Below are 15,433 nucleotides of genomic sequence, written 5' to 3'. Positions count from 1 at the left end.
GACGATGGCTAACCGGATATCCGACCAGGCGCAGAACGAAGGCCCCACCCCGGAACAGACCCGTCGTGGCCGCCGGACGGCCGTCCTTCTGTTTCTGCTGGGTTTTGGTCCGATCATTGCTGCCACCATCATGTTTTACACCGGCTGGCTGAACCCTGCCGGCCACACCAACAACGGCGTTCTTCTCCAGCCGGTCGTGCCGGTCTCTACCCTCAACCTTGAAACGTCCTCAGGTACACCCCTGGCTGAACGCTTCGGCCCGGACAAAACAGATCCGGACTGGCTGATGATCGTTGTCGCCGGCCAGTGTGGCAGCCAGTGTGAGGAGTTGCTCTATCTGGCCCGACAGGTAAATATTGCGCTCGGCAAGAACGCCAATCGCGTTTCGCGGGCGGCGGTGCTGGGTAGCGTGCCTTCGGATCTGCAGGCACGCTGGTCTTCCGAATACAGCTCCATGGAGCGTCTTGTTCCGGTGGCGGGCACCCACCCTTCCTGGCCTTCTGGAATCCGTCCCGAATCGGAGCCCCGTATCCTTTTGGTGGATCCATTCGGCAACATCATGATGCATTACGGTTCTGAACACACCGGCAAGGACATGCTGGAGGATCTCAAGCACCTGCTCAAACTGTCGCAGATCGGGTAATGGCCAGAGCGGAGAGTCAGTCTTGAATCAGTCGTCTCTTTCACCATCCACGGCGGCCCAGGCGATGGCCAGATGGGCAACCTTCGCTGTTTTGCTTGCGGTTGTCGTGATCATGCTCGGTGCCTGGACCCGCTTGGTGCATGCCGGGCTCGGGTGCCCTGACTGGCCCGGGTGCTATGGATTTCTGACGGTGCCGCAGAGCGAATCCAGTATCGCCGTCGCGAATGCGCGCTTCCCGGACACGCCGGTGGATGTGGAAAAGGGCTGGCCGGAAATGATCCATCGATACGCGGCCGGTACTCTCGGACTGGTCGTCTTCGGTCTGGCCGCTTATGCCGTCCGCCACCGGCGCACGGGTGTCCCGGTGAAGCTGCCGCTGTTTATTGCCGGCTTTATCCTCCTCCAGGGAGCATTCGGCATGTGGACGGTGACTCTGAAGTTGTGGCCCCAGGTGGTGGCATTGCACCTTCTTGGCGGCTTTACCACCCTCAGCCTGCTGACCCTGCTCACCTTAAGGTTGCGAGGGCGAGCCAGACAGAAGGCGGACCGGGAGCCGCCGTCAACCGGGCTGGCAGGCTTTCGGCCCTGGCTTTATGGCGGGCTTCTGCTGGTGGTCTTGCAGGTTGCTCTGGGAGCCTGGACGGCGGCAAATTATGCGGCTGTCGCCTGTACCGACCTGCCCACCTGCCAAGGGCAGTGGTGGCCAGAAGAAATGGATTTCCGGCACGGTTTTGATGTTGCCCAGCATGTAGGCCCCAATTATCTCGGTGGCCAACTGACGGCAGACGGGCGGGTAGCGATTCACGTGACACATCGTTTGGGAGCCGTGGTCGTGCTGGTTTACTTTGTCGCTTTGCTGGCACTGATGTGGCGGCGGATCGGCGATTCCGGCCTGGACAATGCCATTCGATTGGTGGCTGTTGTGTTGAGTGTCCAGGTCCTGCTGGGGCTGGCCAATGTCGTCTTCCATATTCCACTGTCCATCGCCGTTGCCCATAACGCCATGGGGGCCGGACTGCTCCTGTCAGTCATTCATCTGATCTGGCAGCATCAACTGTTACCGAAAGCACAGAACGCCACAGCAACGCACACAACAACAATGAACCAGGAGGTTACGGCATGAGCGAGCAAGTGGAAGCACTGCCGGCCCAGGCAATTGCGAGCGACTCCAGAACAACCATTTCCTGGCGTGACTATTTTGAGCTGACCAAGCCCAGAGTGGTTGCGCTGATGATCCTGACATCGGTGATCGGCATGCTGCTGGCTGCGCCGGGGGTGCCCGGCTGGGGCGTTCTGGTGTGGGGTAACCTGGGTATTGCGTTGTTGGCCGGTGCCGCGGCGGTGGTCAACCATGTGGTGGACCAGAAGATTGACACGATCATGGCCCGCACCCGCAAGCGTCCGGTGGCCACAGGCAAGATCTCACCCCTGGACGCCATCCTGTTCGCGACCATTCTTGCCGGTATTGGCATGGCCGTACTGATGTGGCAGGTCAATCACCTGACCGCCTGGCTGACCCTGGCCTCCCTGGTGGGCTATGCCGGTGTCTATACCCTGTTCCTGAAGCGGGCCACGCCCCAGAATATCACCATTGGCGGTCTTGCCGGCGCCATGCCGCCACTGCTCGGCTGGACTGCCGTGACTGGCCAGGTGGAGGGGCACGCGCTGTTGCTGGTACTGATCATCTTTGCCTGGACACCACCGCATTTCTGGGCCCTGGCGATCCATCGGAAAGAGGAATACGCCAAGGCCGGTATTCCCATGCTGCCGGTGACCCACGGCAACAAGTTCACTGAGCTCCACATCCTGCTTTACACCCTGATGCTGCTGGCGGTCAGCCTGCTACCTTTTGTCACAGGTATGTCCGGTGGCATCTACCTGGTGGGTGCCCTGGTCCTTGGCCTGCGTTTCCTGCAGTACGCCGTCCGGCTCCTGAAGGGTGATGACCGGCGAGTCGCTTTGAATACCTTCAGGTATTCCATCACTTACCTGATGGCCCTGTTTGTGGTATTGCTTGTGGATCATTTTGTGTTTTTCTGAAGTAGACACCGTGCGGGCGCAGGCGGGAAGGGCTTTCTGAAACACGCTGTGAATACGTCCGTGTACGCTCGGCTCCGCCATCCCTGGCTCCGCACGGTTTCGGGAAGCCCTTCCCGCCTGCTCGATTGGTCACCGAATTGGATTCAGCATGAACAGCTCTATTCGTCTCACTCTCTTTTGCCTTCTGTTGATCGTGGTTCTGATTTTCGCTCTGGTTGTGGGCCGCCAGGTATTCCTGGTTGGCAGCCAGGAACCGATCCCGGCACCGGAACTGACCGAGCTCAATACCTATGTGTATGACCAGCCGCGGCAATTGGCCGAGTTCACACTGACCAATGAAAACGGCGAGACGGTGACCCGGGAAAGCCTGAAGGGGCGCTGGACCTTCGCTTTTGTGGGCTATACCAACTGCCCCGATATCTGCCCGGCGGCGATGGCGAACCTGCGCCGTACGGAACAGCTGTTGCCAGACGAACTGCCGCAACCTGAATACTTGCTGGTGAGCGCTGATCCCGAGCATGACACCCCCGAGAAGCTCAGGGAGTACACCGACTTCTTTGGCGAGCGTTTTCATGGCCTGACCGGGGATCTGGAAACGCTGCGGGCGCTGGCCAAAAGCCTGGGTGCGGTGTTCCTGCACCGGGAGGTGGATGGCGAATTGCTGGTGGACCACAGCGGCCATTTCGCCTTGCTGAACCCGGATGGTGAACTTGCTGCCGTGATTCAGCCGCCTCATAATCCCGAACAGCTGGCCGAAGCCTTCGAGCGTATTTACCAGTGGGCAAAGACCAATCGCGACCGGGTCAGTTCCTGACGCTGCTCAAATCCTGGCCGCCGTCGTAAAACCTAAGTCCGGAACCCCATGCTTCCTATCGACGCCATCCTTCCAGAGCTGAAAAACGCCCTGGAACAGACCAATACTGCTCTTTTGCAGGCGCCACCCGGGGCGGGTAAGACCACTCGGGTTCCCCTCGCCCTGCTGGATGCACCCTGGAGGCGTGATGGCAGGATCCTGATGCTGGAACCGCGTCGTCTTGCGGCCAGATCCGCAGCCCGGTTTATGGCAAAACAGCTGAATCAGAAGCCTGGCCAGACCGTCGGTTACCGAACCCGGCTGGATACAAGGGTGTCGGCGGTCACCCGCATTGAAGTGGTCACCGAGGGTATCCTGACCCGGTTGATCCAGGCCGATCCGATGCTGGAAGACTATGCGGCCGTGATTTTTGATGAGTTTCACGAGCGTTCCCTGCAGGCGGATCTCGGTCTGGCCCTGGTGCGGGAATCCCAGCAGGCGCTGCGAGAGGATCTTCGATTGCTCGTGATGTCGGCCACGCTGGATACCGCCCCGATTGTCAGGGTGCTCGGGGATGTGCCGGTAATCACCAGTGAAGGCCGGGCCTTTCCAGTGGACGCGTTGTATAGGCCGCTCGCCCGCAATGTCCGAGTGGTGGATCAGGTGATGGCGGTCATTCAGGAAGCACTGGCGGATCAGGCCGGATCCATGCTGGTGTTTCTTCCGGGTGCCGGGGAAATCCGGCGTGTGGAGCAACAGCTTCGGGGCACGCTGGCGGAGAACGTACTTATCACGCCCCTCTACGGCAACCTGAAATCGGAGCAACAGGATCAGGCCATCTCACCGGCACCGGAAGGCCAGCGTAAAGTGGTGCTGGCGACGGCCATTGCTGAAACCAGTCTGACCATCGAAGGGGTGAGGGTGGTCATCGACAGCGGCCAGCAACGCCGGGCGGTATTCGATCCCAACAGTGGCATGACCCGCCTGGTGACCGCTCGGGTTTCACGGGCCTCGGCGGAACAGCGAAAAGGCAGGGCTGGTCGGGTCGAGTCCGGGGTGTGTTACCGGTTGTGGAGTGAGTCAGAACAGTTCGGGCTGGTGGAGTATACGCCGCCTGAGATTCTGGAGGCCGATCTTGCTCCGCTGGTTCTGGAACTGGCCCAGTGGGGTGCCCGTGAGGCATCCGGCGTGGCCTGGATTGATGAGCCACCGCAGGCCCACTGGCAGCAGGCTGTGGCCTTGCTGCAATGGCTGGACATGTTGGATTCCGATGGCGCCATTGCTGATCATGGCAAGGCGGCCCGGGAGCTGGGTATCCACCCCCGCCTGGCCCATATGGTGTTACGCGGAAGAGAGCTCGGTTTAGAGGTGCCTGCTGCGGAACTGGCCGCTTTGCTGGGGGAGCGAGACCTGCTTGGCCCCGGCGCCGGGGCGGATATACACGAGCGTATTCGCGTGCTTCATGGCGAGCGTCGTGATCGTTCGTTGGACCCTGCCCGCCTCAAGGCCGTGCACCAGGCGGCAAAGCGGCTATGTGGTAGTGCTAACCCTGGTGGTCCGGAAGCGCCGACTGAAACCGACATTGGACGTTTACTGGCCCAGGCCTATCCGGACCGCGTTGCTCGCCGGCGATCAGGCACGGCGCCGAGGTATCAGCTCAGCAATGGCAAAGGAGCCGTCCTGAGAGATGACGATCCTCTCGCCAAACACGACTGGCTGGTTGCCGCGGAGCTGGATGGCAAGGCCCGGGAAGCGACCATTTATCTGGCCGCGCCGGTGAATATCCCGGATCTGGAGCAGGATCTGGCCAATCACATTCACGATACCGAAGAGGCACTGTGGGATGACACCCGGGGCAGGGTGGTGGCCCGACGCGTCAGGAAACTGGGTGAACTGGTGCTGCAGGAAAAACCGCTGGCGCAGCTGGACCCGGTTCTGGTCCAGCGGGGTCTGCTCAATGCCATCCGGAAGAAGGGGCTTGAAAGCCTGCCCTGGACGGACGACAGCCGCCAGTGGTGCGCCCGTGTCCGGTTGCTGGCCGAAACTTTCCCCGATGATGACTGGCCTGATACCGGTGAAGGGGCCTTGCTGGCGAGTCTGGAACAGTGGCTGGCGCCGTTTTTGGCCGGTATGGGTCGTTGGTCCGATCTGGGCCGTCTGGACCTGTTGAACGCGCTCAACAGTCTTCTGGGTTATCCGGCACAACAACAGCTCCAGGCGCTCGCGCCGGTTGCCCTGGCTATCCCCACAGGCCAGCGGATCAGGCTCGATTATGGCCCGGAGAACGGACCAGTGCTGGCTGCCAAGCTCCAGGCCCTGTTTGGCTGGACTGAAACCCCACGAGTGGCTGCCGGCCGCGTCCCGGTGGTCATTCATTTACTGTCACCGGCACAGCGCCCGCTGGCAGTGACCGCCGATCTCGCCAGCTTCTGGCGCAATGTATACCCCGACGTGCGCAAGGACATGCGTGGTCGTTACCCAAAGCATCCCTGGCCGGACGATCCGTTTACCGCCCAGGCCCAGCAGGGAACGAAAAAACGTCCTGCTCGCTGACCCGCTTCTATGGTAAATAAACACTTTGGAAAACCCGAAGACCGGGCGGCGGCTGCCTTCGTTTGAAGGGTTGGGTTTAGGGTCGGCTGCAATGCAGTAGACTCGAAGCCCCAGGAAATGCTGCCATGACCCTCTCTGAGCAAGAGCCTCGAATCGGAGGCTGATACTTTTGCAAGTAAGAGTCAGCAGGGAAGCTGCCACGGAATCCGAAGAAGCTGTTTTCTGGTATGAGCGGGAAGAAATTGGGTTCTGGAGACGCCTGATTGATGTTTTTGCCCACCACTCAAGAAAACCTGGTTACTGGTGGCGTAGGATTACTCTATAACGCCCGCCACCGCGTCAGAGGTTTTCGTAGCGGTTGATGTCGAAGATGCCTGCCTGCAACGGCTGGTGTTCCCGATGCCAGGCAGTGATGTCGTGGAGGATGGTCCAGAAGTCCGGGTGCGTGCGGCGTACGCCCCAGACGCCAACCAGCTCGTCAAATGCTTCCTGGGTCTTCAGCTGCCGCAATGTCTTGGTGAACAGGGCCACCTGCGCGACCGGCACATCAAACATGAAATTGGGGTAGCTGCCAATGATGCCTGGATAGATGGTCAGTTTGTCGTTATCCGGTTGATACCGGAAATCCTCACCAAACATGAAGGCAACATTACTGTGGGCGCGGTCCCGGATCACCGTGTAAACGGTGCGTTCACCTTTTTCGTTATGTACCCGCAGGAAGCTGACCTCCGGCAGGAACGCAATCGCCGGCAGGAATTCGGCACGGATCGATGCCAGTTGGGACAACGTCTGGTCGGTGCTGCGAATCCACCCAGGCAGATCAGGGCGACCACAGCTGCTGCCACCGCAGCGGTTGATCGGATCGTTCCGTTCGGCGTTCAGCGCGCGAAACATGAGCAGCAACCGGGCCCCGAGCTCCTCGTTGTGGGCGCTGGTAACATAGGGTACCTGGGACGGGGTACGGTCATCCATGTCGGCATAGCTGTAGCCCAGTTTGAGCTTTCCGGCGCCCTGATACCAGCGTTTCAGCACCCGGTTGCGTTCTCCGGCCGGGATCAGGCGCAGGTAATTCTGCTCACCACCGTTACGAATCAGGTCAAAATAGAGGCGGGTCTGGGTCTGATGGGCGACATTGCCGAAGACATCGAAGTTTACCACCAGTTCGTAGTAGGTGCGCTCAAAGAGAGGGTAGTCCATCCACCAGCTTGTTGTCGGCACCTGGCCAATCAGGCCGCGCTGCACGGAGGCGTTGTTGTGATGGCGGAAAATGGTGAGCAGGGCATTCGTGTTGTAACCGTCACCATCCCAGATCTGGTCCAGCCCGGCGCCACCCGGATAGGCGAGGCGGTAAGCAGTTGAGCGCAGTCTGTTGTACTCGTTACGCTTGGCCTTATAGGTGCTCCAGTTATCACCGAAGTCCAGCAGATCGCTGTCCTGGCCGGGTAGGGCCAGCAACGGTGTTACGCGTTGGCGATAACCGGGATTGGTGACATACAGATCGTCGTCGGGGGCCTGGAACACGGCCCAGAACTGGTCACGGATCACATCGGTGGCAATCTGCCCACGGCACACTGGCCCGCGAATGAAGGTGCGGGCGAAATACTCGGCGTTGTCCAGCATGAACTGGTAACGGGCGCGTGCCGGGATGGCGGCGAAGGTGGCAAAGGGGTTGGCCCGTTCCTCGGCGCCATAGCCCGGAAGGGTGGCCAGCGGCCAGTCGCGGCCAAAGAATAACTGTTGTGTCCGCTGCCGTTGCCGGGGGCCAAACGCGAAGGTGATATGGCGTTTGTGGATAATGCTGCCGGCGACCGGGCGCAGCCGATAGTAAAGGGCCTCCCCGGGCGCATCATTGGGACGGCGAGTGGCAATCAGCTCAACGGGCGCGCCAGGCGGCGTGCGCGAGCGAACCAGCTGAAAGAAGCGGGTGTCGGCACCGTCGTCCACAAAATACAGGTGGGCCAGATAGAGGTGTTCGTACAACCAGCGGCTGACCAGTTGCTGGTGGTTTTCTGGCTGATTCAGCCATTGTTCCCACTGCTCGATATGCTGCTGTTCCGCCGGGGTCACCCCAACCTGGTGTGGGTGGATAGCGCCACCCTGGTTGAGCCAGCCGGCGAGGGTGGCGTATTCGTCGTCGGTGAGGCCGGTCACCGCGAGGGGCATGCCCTCATAGGGATGGTCGTCGGCGTAGTCACTAAACTCCGCGTTGGTCACACACTGATTGGCGCGCCCGATACCCAGTTCGATGTCCTCGGGAAGTTTGCTGTTGGGGGCAAACTCGTATTGCTTGCCCAGACGGATCATGTTTTCAAACAGACTGGGGGTTTTGTTGCCCTGCGCCAGCACCGAGTAAAAACCCAGCTCCCGCCACTGCTGTTCGGTCTGGGCATCGATACCCAGGCGGGTTGTGGTCTGGGTCTGCAGTCTTGCGCCGTTATAGACCGGTTTTGGATGAGCCCCGCGGATCAGGCCGTCGGCGTATTCCATCTTCAGCTGGCAGGGGGCGTCGTAGCAGCCATGGCAGGCCAGGCATTTGCGCTCAAGAATGGGCTGGACGTCAGCTTCGAAGGCAATGGGTTGCTGCGACGGAGGCGGCAGTGTTTGCGCCTCAGTGGGTTCAGAGGTGTTTTCGGCACAACCGGCCAACAGCAACAAGCCTACAGCAACCAGAATGGCGGGCATGACCGGACTCCCTGATAATCGATCCGTGGGTGGGGCTGCAACTATAAGAGTTCAAGAGTAAAACCGCCATAATACCGGAGTCCGGTCGGCCTGTTTATCGCCGAGGCCCAGCCGGGGGCGAAAAAACGCCCTGCTCGCTGATTCGCAGACCGACCAGTTGCTGCGGGACGGTTTCAAAATAAACGTTGCACGAGGTTATCCAGCGCCCCTCCGGGGCCTTGAGCTCCCGTCAACTTTCATGCCATTGGCCTCTTGCTTTTCACGGATTACGTATGGGTAGATATGCTCATATCCGGGCCGAAAAAAAAGCCCGATGATCGCGCCATCTAACGGGTGCTGCAGCGTTGCTGTGGCGCCTTTTTTTATGCCTGTTTGCCCTGTGGAGGGAAACACTATCCATGACCGAAGCCGCCAACGCCAGCATCGCCGATTATTACAGCGCCGAGACGTTCAAACGCATCAAAGACTTTGCCGATGGCAGGGAAACCCCGTTCGTGGTGATTGATACCGCCACGGTTGATCGCCAGTACAACGAGCTGGTGGAGGGCTTTCCCTACGCCAGCGTGTACTACGCGGTGAAAGCCAACCCAGCTCCGCAGATTCTGACCATGCTGCGTGACAAGGGTGCCTGTTTCGACATTGCGTCGGTGTATGAGCTGGACAAGGTGATGGCCCTGGGTGTGACCGGAGAGCGCATCAGCTACGGCAATACCATCAAGAAGGCCAAGGACATCCGCACCTTCTACGAGAAGGGCGTGCGCCTGTTTGCCACCGACTCCGAGGCGGATCTGCGCAATATTGCCAAGGCGGCACCGGGATCGAAGGTGTATGTACGTATCCTCACCGAAGGCACACTGACCGCGGACTGGCCCTTGTCCCGCAAGTTTGGCTGCCAGACTGACATGGCCATGGATCTGCTGATCCTGGCCCGTGATCTGGGGCTGGTGCCTTACGGTGTGTCCTTCCATGTTGGTTCCCAGCAACGGGAAATTGGCGCCTGGGACGCGGCCCTGAACAAGGTGAAGGTGATTTTCGAGCGCCTGAAGGAAGAAGATGGCATCGAGCTGAAGATGATCAACATGGGCGGCGGCTTTCCGGCCAATTACATCACTCGCACCAATGAACTGAAGGTGTATGCGGAAGAGATTGCCCGATTCCTGCACGAGGATTTCGGTGCCGAGCTGCCGGAGATCATCATTGAGCCTGGCCGCTCGCTGATTTCCAATGCCGGCGTGCTGGTAAGTGAGGTGGTGCTGATTTCCAGGAAATCGCGAACGGCCCTGCACCGCTGGGTATTTACCGATGTGGGCAAGTTTTCCGGGCTGATCGAGACCCTGGATGAGGCGATCAAGTTTCCGATCTGGACGGAGAAGGTGGGCGAAGGCGAGGACTGCGTGATTGCCGGGCCCACCTGTGACAGTGCCGATATCATGTATGAGCACCACAAGTATCCGCTGCCTTTGAATCTCGCTATCGGGGATCGGATGTACTGGCTCTCTACCGGGGCTTACACGACTACCTATAGCGCTATTGAATTCAACGGGTTTCCCCCGTTGAAGGACTATTACATCTGAGACCGGAGTCTGGCTGGAACAGGGGTCAGAAGAAAGCTTTCTTCTGACCCCATTTTCAGCGTTAGGCATCAGCTTCCGGGCTGGTCTTTTGGTTTAAGGTCCAGCGTGAAGGCCCGAGGCAGAACCAGCAGGCTGTAGGCGATGATGGTGAGGATGGCGTGCCTGGCGTCGCCGGTCCAGTCGGCGATCAAGCCGCCGAGCATGGGGATGGAGAAAGCCAGGGTGTAGCCGACCAGGAAGGTGCCGGCGGAAAGGCGGCCGGTTTCCGGGGAGGTTGTGACCAGGGGCGGCACGGCGACCAGGAGGATCAGGAGGATGCCTGAGGTCAGGCTCATCAGGGTGGCGCTGGCGATGGACCACCAACTGGTAAAGGTGATGGCGCCGAGGGCGCCCAGGATGCTCAGGGCGGCGGCAACGATGATGGTGGAACGCCGGCCGACCCAGGCCCGGGCCATTTTGAGCATGATCAGGGAGGCGAGGACCTGGGCGAGGTTGAACCAGAACAGGGCGTCGGAGAGTTTGCCGAACTGGCCCTGCTGCTCCAGCAGGTTGCCCATGTAGGCGTTGAGGCCGAAGAACATGGAGCCGGAGAGGCCAAGGAGCAGGCCGATTTTCAGGGTGAGCGGGTTGCTCCAGTCCGGGAGCCAGGCGACTTGACCCACGGGTTTTGCCCATTCTCTTTTGGGCAGGTAGAGGGCAGCGGCCACCAGCAGGGCCGGGAGTGACCAGGCCAGGAGGGTGGCGCGCCAGCTGTTGTCGAACAGCGGCATGAGCACCGGCAGGGTTATACCGGCGCCGATGAACTCGCCCATCAGCATGCCGTTCATGTAGATGGCCGAACCCAGGGCCAGGTGGTGGGGTTCGAGCCATCTCGGTAGAAGTGCCGGCAAGGCCGGTTGCATCATGGCCACACCAAGCCCCATGACGACGCTGGCCAGCATCAGTGTGAGGGTGTCAGGTACCAGGGCGCGGCCAGCGGAGCCGATCACCATGATCACCATGGCCAGGGCCAGGGTGTTCCGGGGGCCAATGCGGGCGATGGCTAGGGAACCAGGCATGGAGCCGATGGCCAGCATCAGAATGGGCAGCGTGGTCAGTGCCCCGGTGAGGGCCTGGGTCAGTGTGAGTTCATTACTGATAAACGGCGCCAGAGGTGGGGCCACCAGCACCGGTATACGCAGATAAAGGCCGGCGAGCCAGAGCAACACCGCCACCGGCAGCAGCCTGGCTGGCGGTGGCGGTGTGGTTGCGGCCAGGTGTTCAGCCACGGATCAGCGAATCAGTCTTCACTGGTATCCGGCAGGTAGGCGCCGTCTTCGTCATGCACTTCACTGCCGGTGACCGGCGGGTTGAAGGCACAGATTAATCGCATGTCCTCGGTGCCACCGCGCAGGGTGTGCTGATCGTGCTTGTCGAGCGCATACAGGGTGCCATCGCTGATCTGGTGGGTTTCGCCGGTGGCCTTGTCCAGAATGCTGCCGTTGCCAGCTACGCAGTAAACGGCTTCGAGGTGGTGTTTGTACCAGAGGTTGAGCTCAGCACCGGCGGGAATAATGGTCTCGTGGAAGGAGAAGCCCATGCCGTCTTTCTTCAACAGCATACGGCGGCTGGTCCAGCCCGGCCCGTGTACTTCGCGCTCGGTACCGATGATGTCTTGCACTCGTACAATTTTCATTCGCATTCCCCATTGTGTGATGGAACAGCCCCTCAGTATAAACATCCCTTTCAGGTCCGGTTCAACCGCCAGTCGTCGTAGACCGTCATGGATTGCTCGATGGCCGCGGTGAATTTCTCCCTTTGGCGCTCGTCCAGGGGGCGCCGTTTCCGGCACTTGTCAAAGGCCCGCTGGATATCCTGTCGGCTGCTTTTATCAAGGCTTTCCAGCCAGTGGTGACCCGCGGGTTCCAGCTCCAGCAGGTCCCGGCCGGCGTGGTTCCGGTGGCTGATGTGCCACCAGTGATCAATCGCACGCCCTAATACAACATAGCCGAACTGGCTGTCCTGTACAGGTCCGAAGGTGGCGGTTTTCAATCCGTCCCGAAGCGCCCCGATGTTCAGCACCGGCAGGACGAGGCGGTCTCCATAAAAATAACTGCCGGCAGCGCCGATCAGCCCACCCACCAGGGCGCCGGTTCCCAGGGAGGAACCCAGGGTCAGGGCGTCAATGCCTGCTCCGCTCACTGCTCCGGCCCCGAAGCCGGCGGTCGCCAGGTAGCGTTTGCTGACCGCCCACGCCTTGCGGCTGTCTTCGGAAAACAGATCGTGCTCGCTATGCCACTGCAGCTCGGCTTCCTGGCGCCGGATGCGCTGGTGCTGGTACAGATGCTCGATATCGACACGCAGAGTCAGTTCCCGCTGGCGCTGATGACGGTACCAGCGCTGACGGAGCTGCTCGGCCAGTGAACCGTCACTGGTTTCGGCGGCCTGGCTGGCGGTCAGGGTGCGTTTTTCCCGGAACGACATCATGTCCTCCAGGGCTCTGGCAACCAGCGCTGCGGCCTGCCGACGGCGCTGCCGCCGCTGCCCGGACAGAAACCGGGTGGCCTGCTCAAGAGGCTTTTCCCAGTCTGGCTCCAGTTGGCCGAATGCCCGTAACAGGCCGAGGTGCTGTTCAAACGGGGCACGAACAGCGTCGAATCTGCGAACAACCTGAAAGAACTGGCCCAGTGCGGCCTGCCAGGTTTCGCTGTAATCGTCTGCACCGATGCTGTTGATCAGGGCCAGGCTCGGCCGGCCCGTCCAGCGCAGGATGGCCATCTCCGCCTCATGTTCGGCGCTGTAGGGTGCCGAGCCATCCACCACATAGATAATGCCGGCGCCTTCCAGCAGTGGAGTCAGCAGTTCGCACTCATCGGTAAAGCGGCCATTGTCCTGATGCTGGGTCACAAAGGCTCTGACGGTGTCGGCGTGGTCAGAGGCGGACACACTGTGGGCCTCCAGCCATTCCAGGACCCGTCTCGGGCGTTGAAAGCCGGGGGTGTCCACCAGGGTGTACAGGGTTTGTCCGTCCACTTTCAGCGGATAGGCCTGGCGTTTTCGGGTGGTGCCGGGTTCCAGGGCAATGGCGATGGCATCGTTCTGGGACAGGGTGGCCACCACGCTGGATTTGCCCTTGTTCGGGTGCCCGACTACGGCGAAGGTGGGTGCCTGTGTCATGATGACTCTCCGCGGGCCCTGTAAGGGTCTTGCCATTGGAGGGGTGGCAGTGACACCCTCACGAATTCGTGGCCGACACGCTCGGCGAACCGAAGCCAGGGTTGGATCTGATGGGAATCCGGCTCGCGGTTTATATCAGCCGCCAGGGGTACAAGCGCGACCCGGGTTCCACCGGGCCAGAGTCGGCGGGCCGATTCCAGGAAATCCTGAAGCTCGCCGGTTGGCGGCTCCCAGCACCGGGTCAGCAGGATCACAGCGTTGCCACGGGCCTTCAGGCAGTGCTCCGCCACCTGCTTGAGAGTCTGCTCGTCGTCTGCGAGACTGGCCCTTCCCCCGCCCCTGAGAATCAGGTGCTTGCCTGACCGCAGGGCTTCGGGCAGTTCCGGTTCGCCGGCTCCGGCCCAGCACAGCAAGATATCGCTTTCAGGCAGCGGAAGAAGATTGTCGCGGGTTCTGGTATCCGGCAGGTCGTCGGCATCGTTATGCTCATTGCCTGTGTCCAGGGCCGGCGTCTCCATGCGGTACAACAGCGCATGCATCGCCGGATGGCTGGCTAGCAGCCGGCGAGCCCGGTTCCGGATCAGGACAGAAGTCACAAGCCACATCAGCAGGCGCGGCAGCAGCACCCAGGTTGTCCACAGCATGGTGACAAACGGCCACCACTGGCCCCAGAGGCCGGGATCCGGGCTGGCATTATCTGTTCCGGCCCGGAAAAAGCGCGTGGCTTCGACCAGGGCGAGATCCGGAACCGCCGCTGGCCACAACCAGGTCCAGGGTACAGCTATGATTTGCACCAGCCGGTGGTAGTTTGTGGCAGCCGTCTCCAGCGTGGTGCTCCAGCCGAAGGCGAGGTCCTGCACCACCACCAGCACCAGTAACGTGGCCAGCCCCGAGACGGCGAAGCAAAGACCGCCGATGTGGGCGGCCCGGGCCATCAGCAAGGGATGGAGCCTGCCGGTCACAACGTTGGCCGGACCGGTCCGGAAGCGCCGAAGAAGCCAGCGCCAGGGCTGCCATCCGGCCAGCGACTGCAGGCTGGTGAACAGGGCCAGCACCAACTGGAGCAACACGAAGCCCAGCATGACGGTGATATTGATACGCTGGCCACCGTCGTAAAACAGCAGCCCGGCCATGGTAAGCATTCCGGTGACAAGGCCGACCGCTGCAAAACCCCCATGGACCCGGCGCCAGAAACCCAGGGTCTGGTCCGCCGCTGACGGTGTCGCGTCGGGTCCGCTCAGACGGTTCAGGTGTGCCAGCCAAAGAGCCACATTCGGGTCTACGCCCTGCTCTTCACAGATCAGTGCGAACTTACGGTCCCGGCGATGTAGGAAGGCCAGCGGCTGTGATTTGTCCCGCTGGGCCTGGGCATCAAAACCCAGCAGCAGTCGGAGGGGGCTATCGGTCATTCAGTGTCCCGGGTGGTGAATTCGGCCAATCGTGCTTTGATGCTAGGATATAGGGATTCCCGCTTCCGATACCAGACAACGAGCCTCCATGCCCCACCACCTGATGAACCTGCGCCATGTGCCCGATGACGAAGCCGACGAGATCCGGGCTCTTTTTGAGGCCCATGACGTGGTTTATTACGAGACACCGCCAAGCCGCTGGGGTATCAGTATGGGGGGGTTCTGGGTACACGATGACAACGAGGCAGCCCGCGCCCGGGCGTTGCTCGAGGCCTATCATCGGCAACGTCAGGAAATCCAGCGGCGGGTTTACGAGGAGAACCTGGCCCGGGGCGGGTCTGGCGGTGTCTGGTTTATGTTCAGACGCCATCCGGTAAGGACCCTGGCCGCCTGCCTGGCGATTGTGGTGATTATGGGGCTGAGCTTGTTGCCGTTTGTCCGGATCGGATAGATTCGGCCGGGGTAACCATCGCTCTACCTGCCTTACGGTGGACAGTTGGTGGCGAATGCCGGCCTGGAGCCGGCTGTGAACTCTTATTCCATTGTCCGACATTCCCTACAGTGTCCGATTTTCAAGACAACC

General features: G+C 60.8%; 12 protein-coding genes. 7 read left to right on the top strand and 5 right to left on the bottom strand.

Annotated features, from left to right (window positions below; all coding sequences use genetic code 11):
- The first annotated feature begins 4 nt into the window (after positions 1–4).
- From QPL96_RS16310 to hrpB, 5 genes are all read left to right on the top strand, one after another.
- The gene (locus tag QPL96_RS16310; protein WP_303288385.1) at positions 5–643 is read left to right on the top strand and encodes a hypothetical protein; all 639 of its coding nucleotides are present in this window, start codon (positions 5–7) and stop codon (positions 641–643) included.
- 64 nt (positions 644–707) lie between these two features.
- The gene (locus QPL96_RS16305; protein WP_303288384.1) at positions 708–1,766 is read left to right on the top strand and encodes a heme A synthase; all 1,059 of its coding nucleotides are present in this window, start codon (positions 708–710) and stop codon (positions 1,764–1,766) included.
- Positions 1,763–2,683 (top strand): heme o synthase, encoded by a 921-nt coding sequence (gene cyoE, locus QPL96_RS16300; RefSeq protein ID WP_303288367.1) that lies wholly within the window; start codon positions 1,763–1,765, stop codon positions 2,681–2,683. Before QPL96_RS16305 ends, cyoE begins: the two co-directional genes overlap by 4 nt.
- Positions 2,684–2,831: 148 nt before the next feature.
- Entirely contained in the window at positions 2,832–3,497 is a 666-nt protein-coding gene (locus QPL96_RS16295) for an SCO family protein (RefSeq protein WP_303288366.1), read from the top strand.
- 48 nt (positions 3,498–3,545) lie between these two features.
- Positions 3,546–6,029, top strand: coding sequence for an ATP-dependent helicase HrpB (gene hrpB / locus QPL96_RS16290; protein WP_303288365.1), 2,484 nt, complete (start codon positions 3,546–3,548; stop codon positions 6,027–6,029).
- Positions 6,030–6,368: 339 nt separating this feature from the next.
- Here hrpB and QPL96_RS16285 read toward each other — a convergent pair whose 3' ends face one another.
- Positions 6,369–8,711 (bottom strand): fatty acid cis/trans isomerase, encoded by a 2,343-nt coding sequence (locus QPL96_RS16285; protein ID WP_303288364.1) that lies wholly within the window; start codon positions 8,709–8,711, stop codon positions 6,369–6,371.
- Positions 8,712–9,109: 398 nt separating this feature from the next.
- On the opposite strand from QPL96_RS16285, the gene QPL96_RS16280 reads away from it, so the two are divergent.
- Positions 9,110–10,285, top strand: a complete 1,176-nt coding sequence (locus QPL96_RS16280; RefSeq protein WP_303288363.1) for a type III PLP-dependent enzyme — start codon at positions 9,110–9,112, stop codon at positions 10,283–10,285.
- 68 nt (positions 10,286–10,353) lie between these two features.
- On the opposite strand, the gene QPL96_RS16275 is transcribed toward QPL96_RS16280, so the two are convergent.
- Genes QPL96_RS16275 through QPL96_RS16260 form a run of 4 tightly spaced genes read right to left on the bottom strand, consistent with a single transcriptional unit; the run spans position 10,354 to position 14,850 of the window.
- Positions 10,354–11,553, bottom strand: coding sequence for a CynX/NimT family MFS transporter (locus tag QPL96_RS16275; RefSeq protein ID WP_303288362.1), 1,200 nt, complete (start codon positions 11,551–11,553; stop codon positions 10,354–10,356).
- 11 nt (positions 11,554–11,564) lie between these two features.
- Positions 11,565–11,960 carry an ectoine synthase gene (locus QPL96_RS16270; protein WP_303288361.1) on the bottom strand — a complete coding sequence of 132 codons (396 nt, stop codon included), beginning with the start codon at positions 11,958–11,960 and terminating at the stop codon, positions 11,565–11,567.
- A gap of 50 nt (positions 11,961–12,010) precedes the next feature.
- Positions 12,011–13,441, bottom strand: coding sequence for a GTPase/DUF3482 domain-containing protein (locus tag QPL96_RS16265; RefSeq protein ID WP_303288360.1), 1,431 nt, complete (start codon positions 13,439–13,441; stop codon positions 12,011–12,013).
- Positions 13,438–14,850 carry a DUF2868 domain-containing protein gene (locus QPL96_RS16260; protein WP_303288359.1) on the bottom strand — a complete coding sequence of 471 codons (1,413 nt, stop codon included), beginning with the start codon at positions 14,848–14,850 and terminating at the stop codon, positions 13,438–13,440. The genes QPL96_RS16265 and QPL96_RS16260 overlap by 4 nt, the downstream gene beginning before the upstream one ends.
- An 88-nt stretch (positions 14,851–14,938) precedes the next feature.
- Between QPL96_RS16260 and QPL96_RS16255 the strand changes: the two genes are divergently transcribed.
- Positions 14,939–15,301, top strand: a complete 363-nt coding sequence (locus QPL96_RS16255; protein WP_303288358.1) for a DUF6164 family protein — start codon at positions 14,939–14,941, stop codon at positions 15,299–15,301.
- Positions 15,302–15,433: the final 132 nt, after the last annotated feature.

This window comes from Marinobacter sp. SS8-8 (genome assembly GCF_030540945.1).
Classification (GTDB): Bacteria; Pseudomonadota; Gammaproteobacteria; order Pseudomonadales; family Oleiphilaceae; genus Marinobacter.
This window is presented reverse-complemented; position numbering and strand designations above follow the sequence as displayed.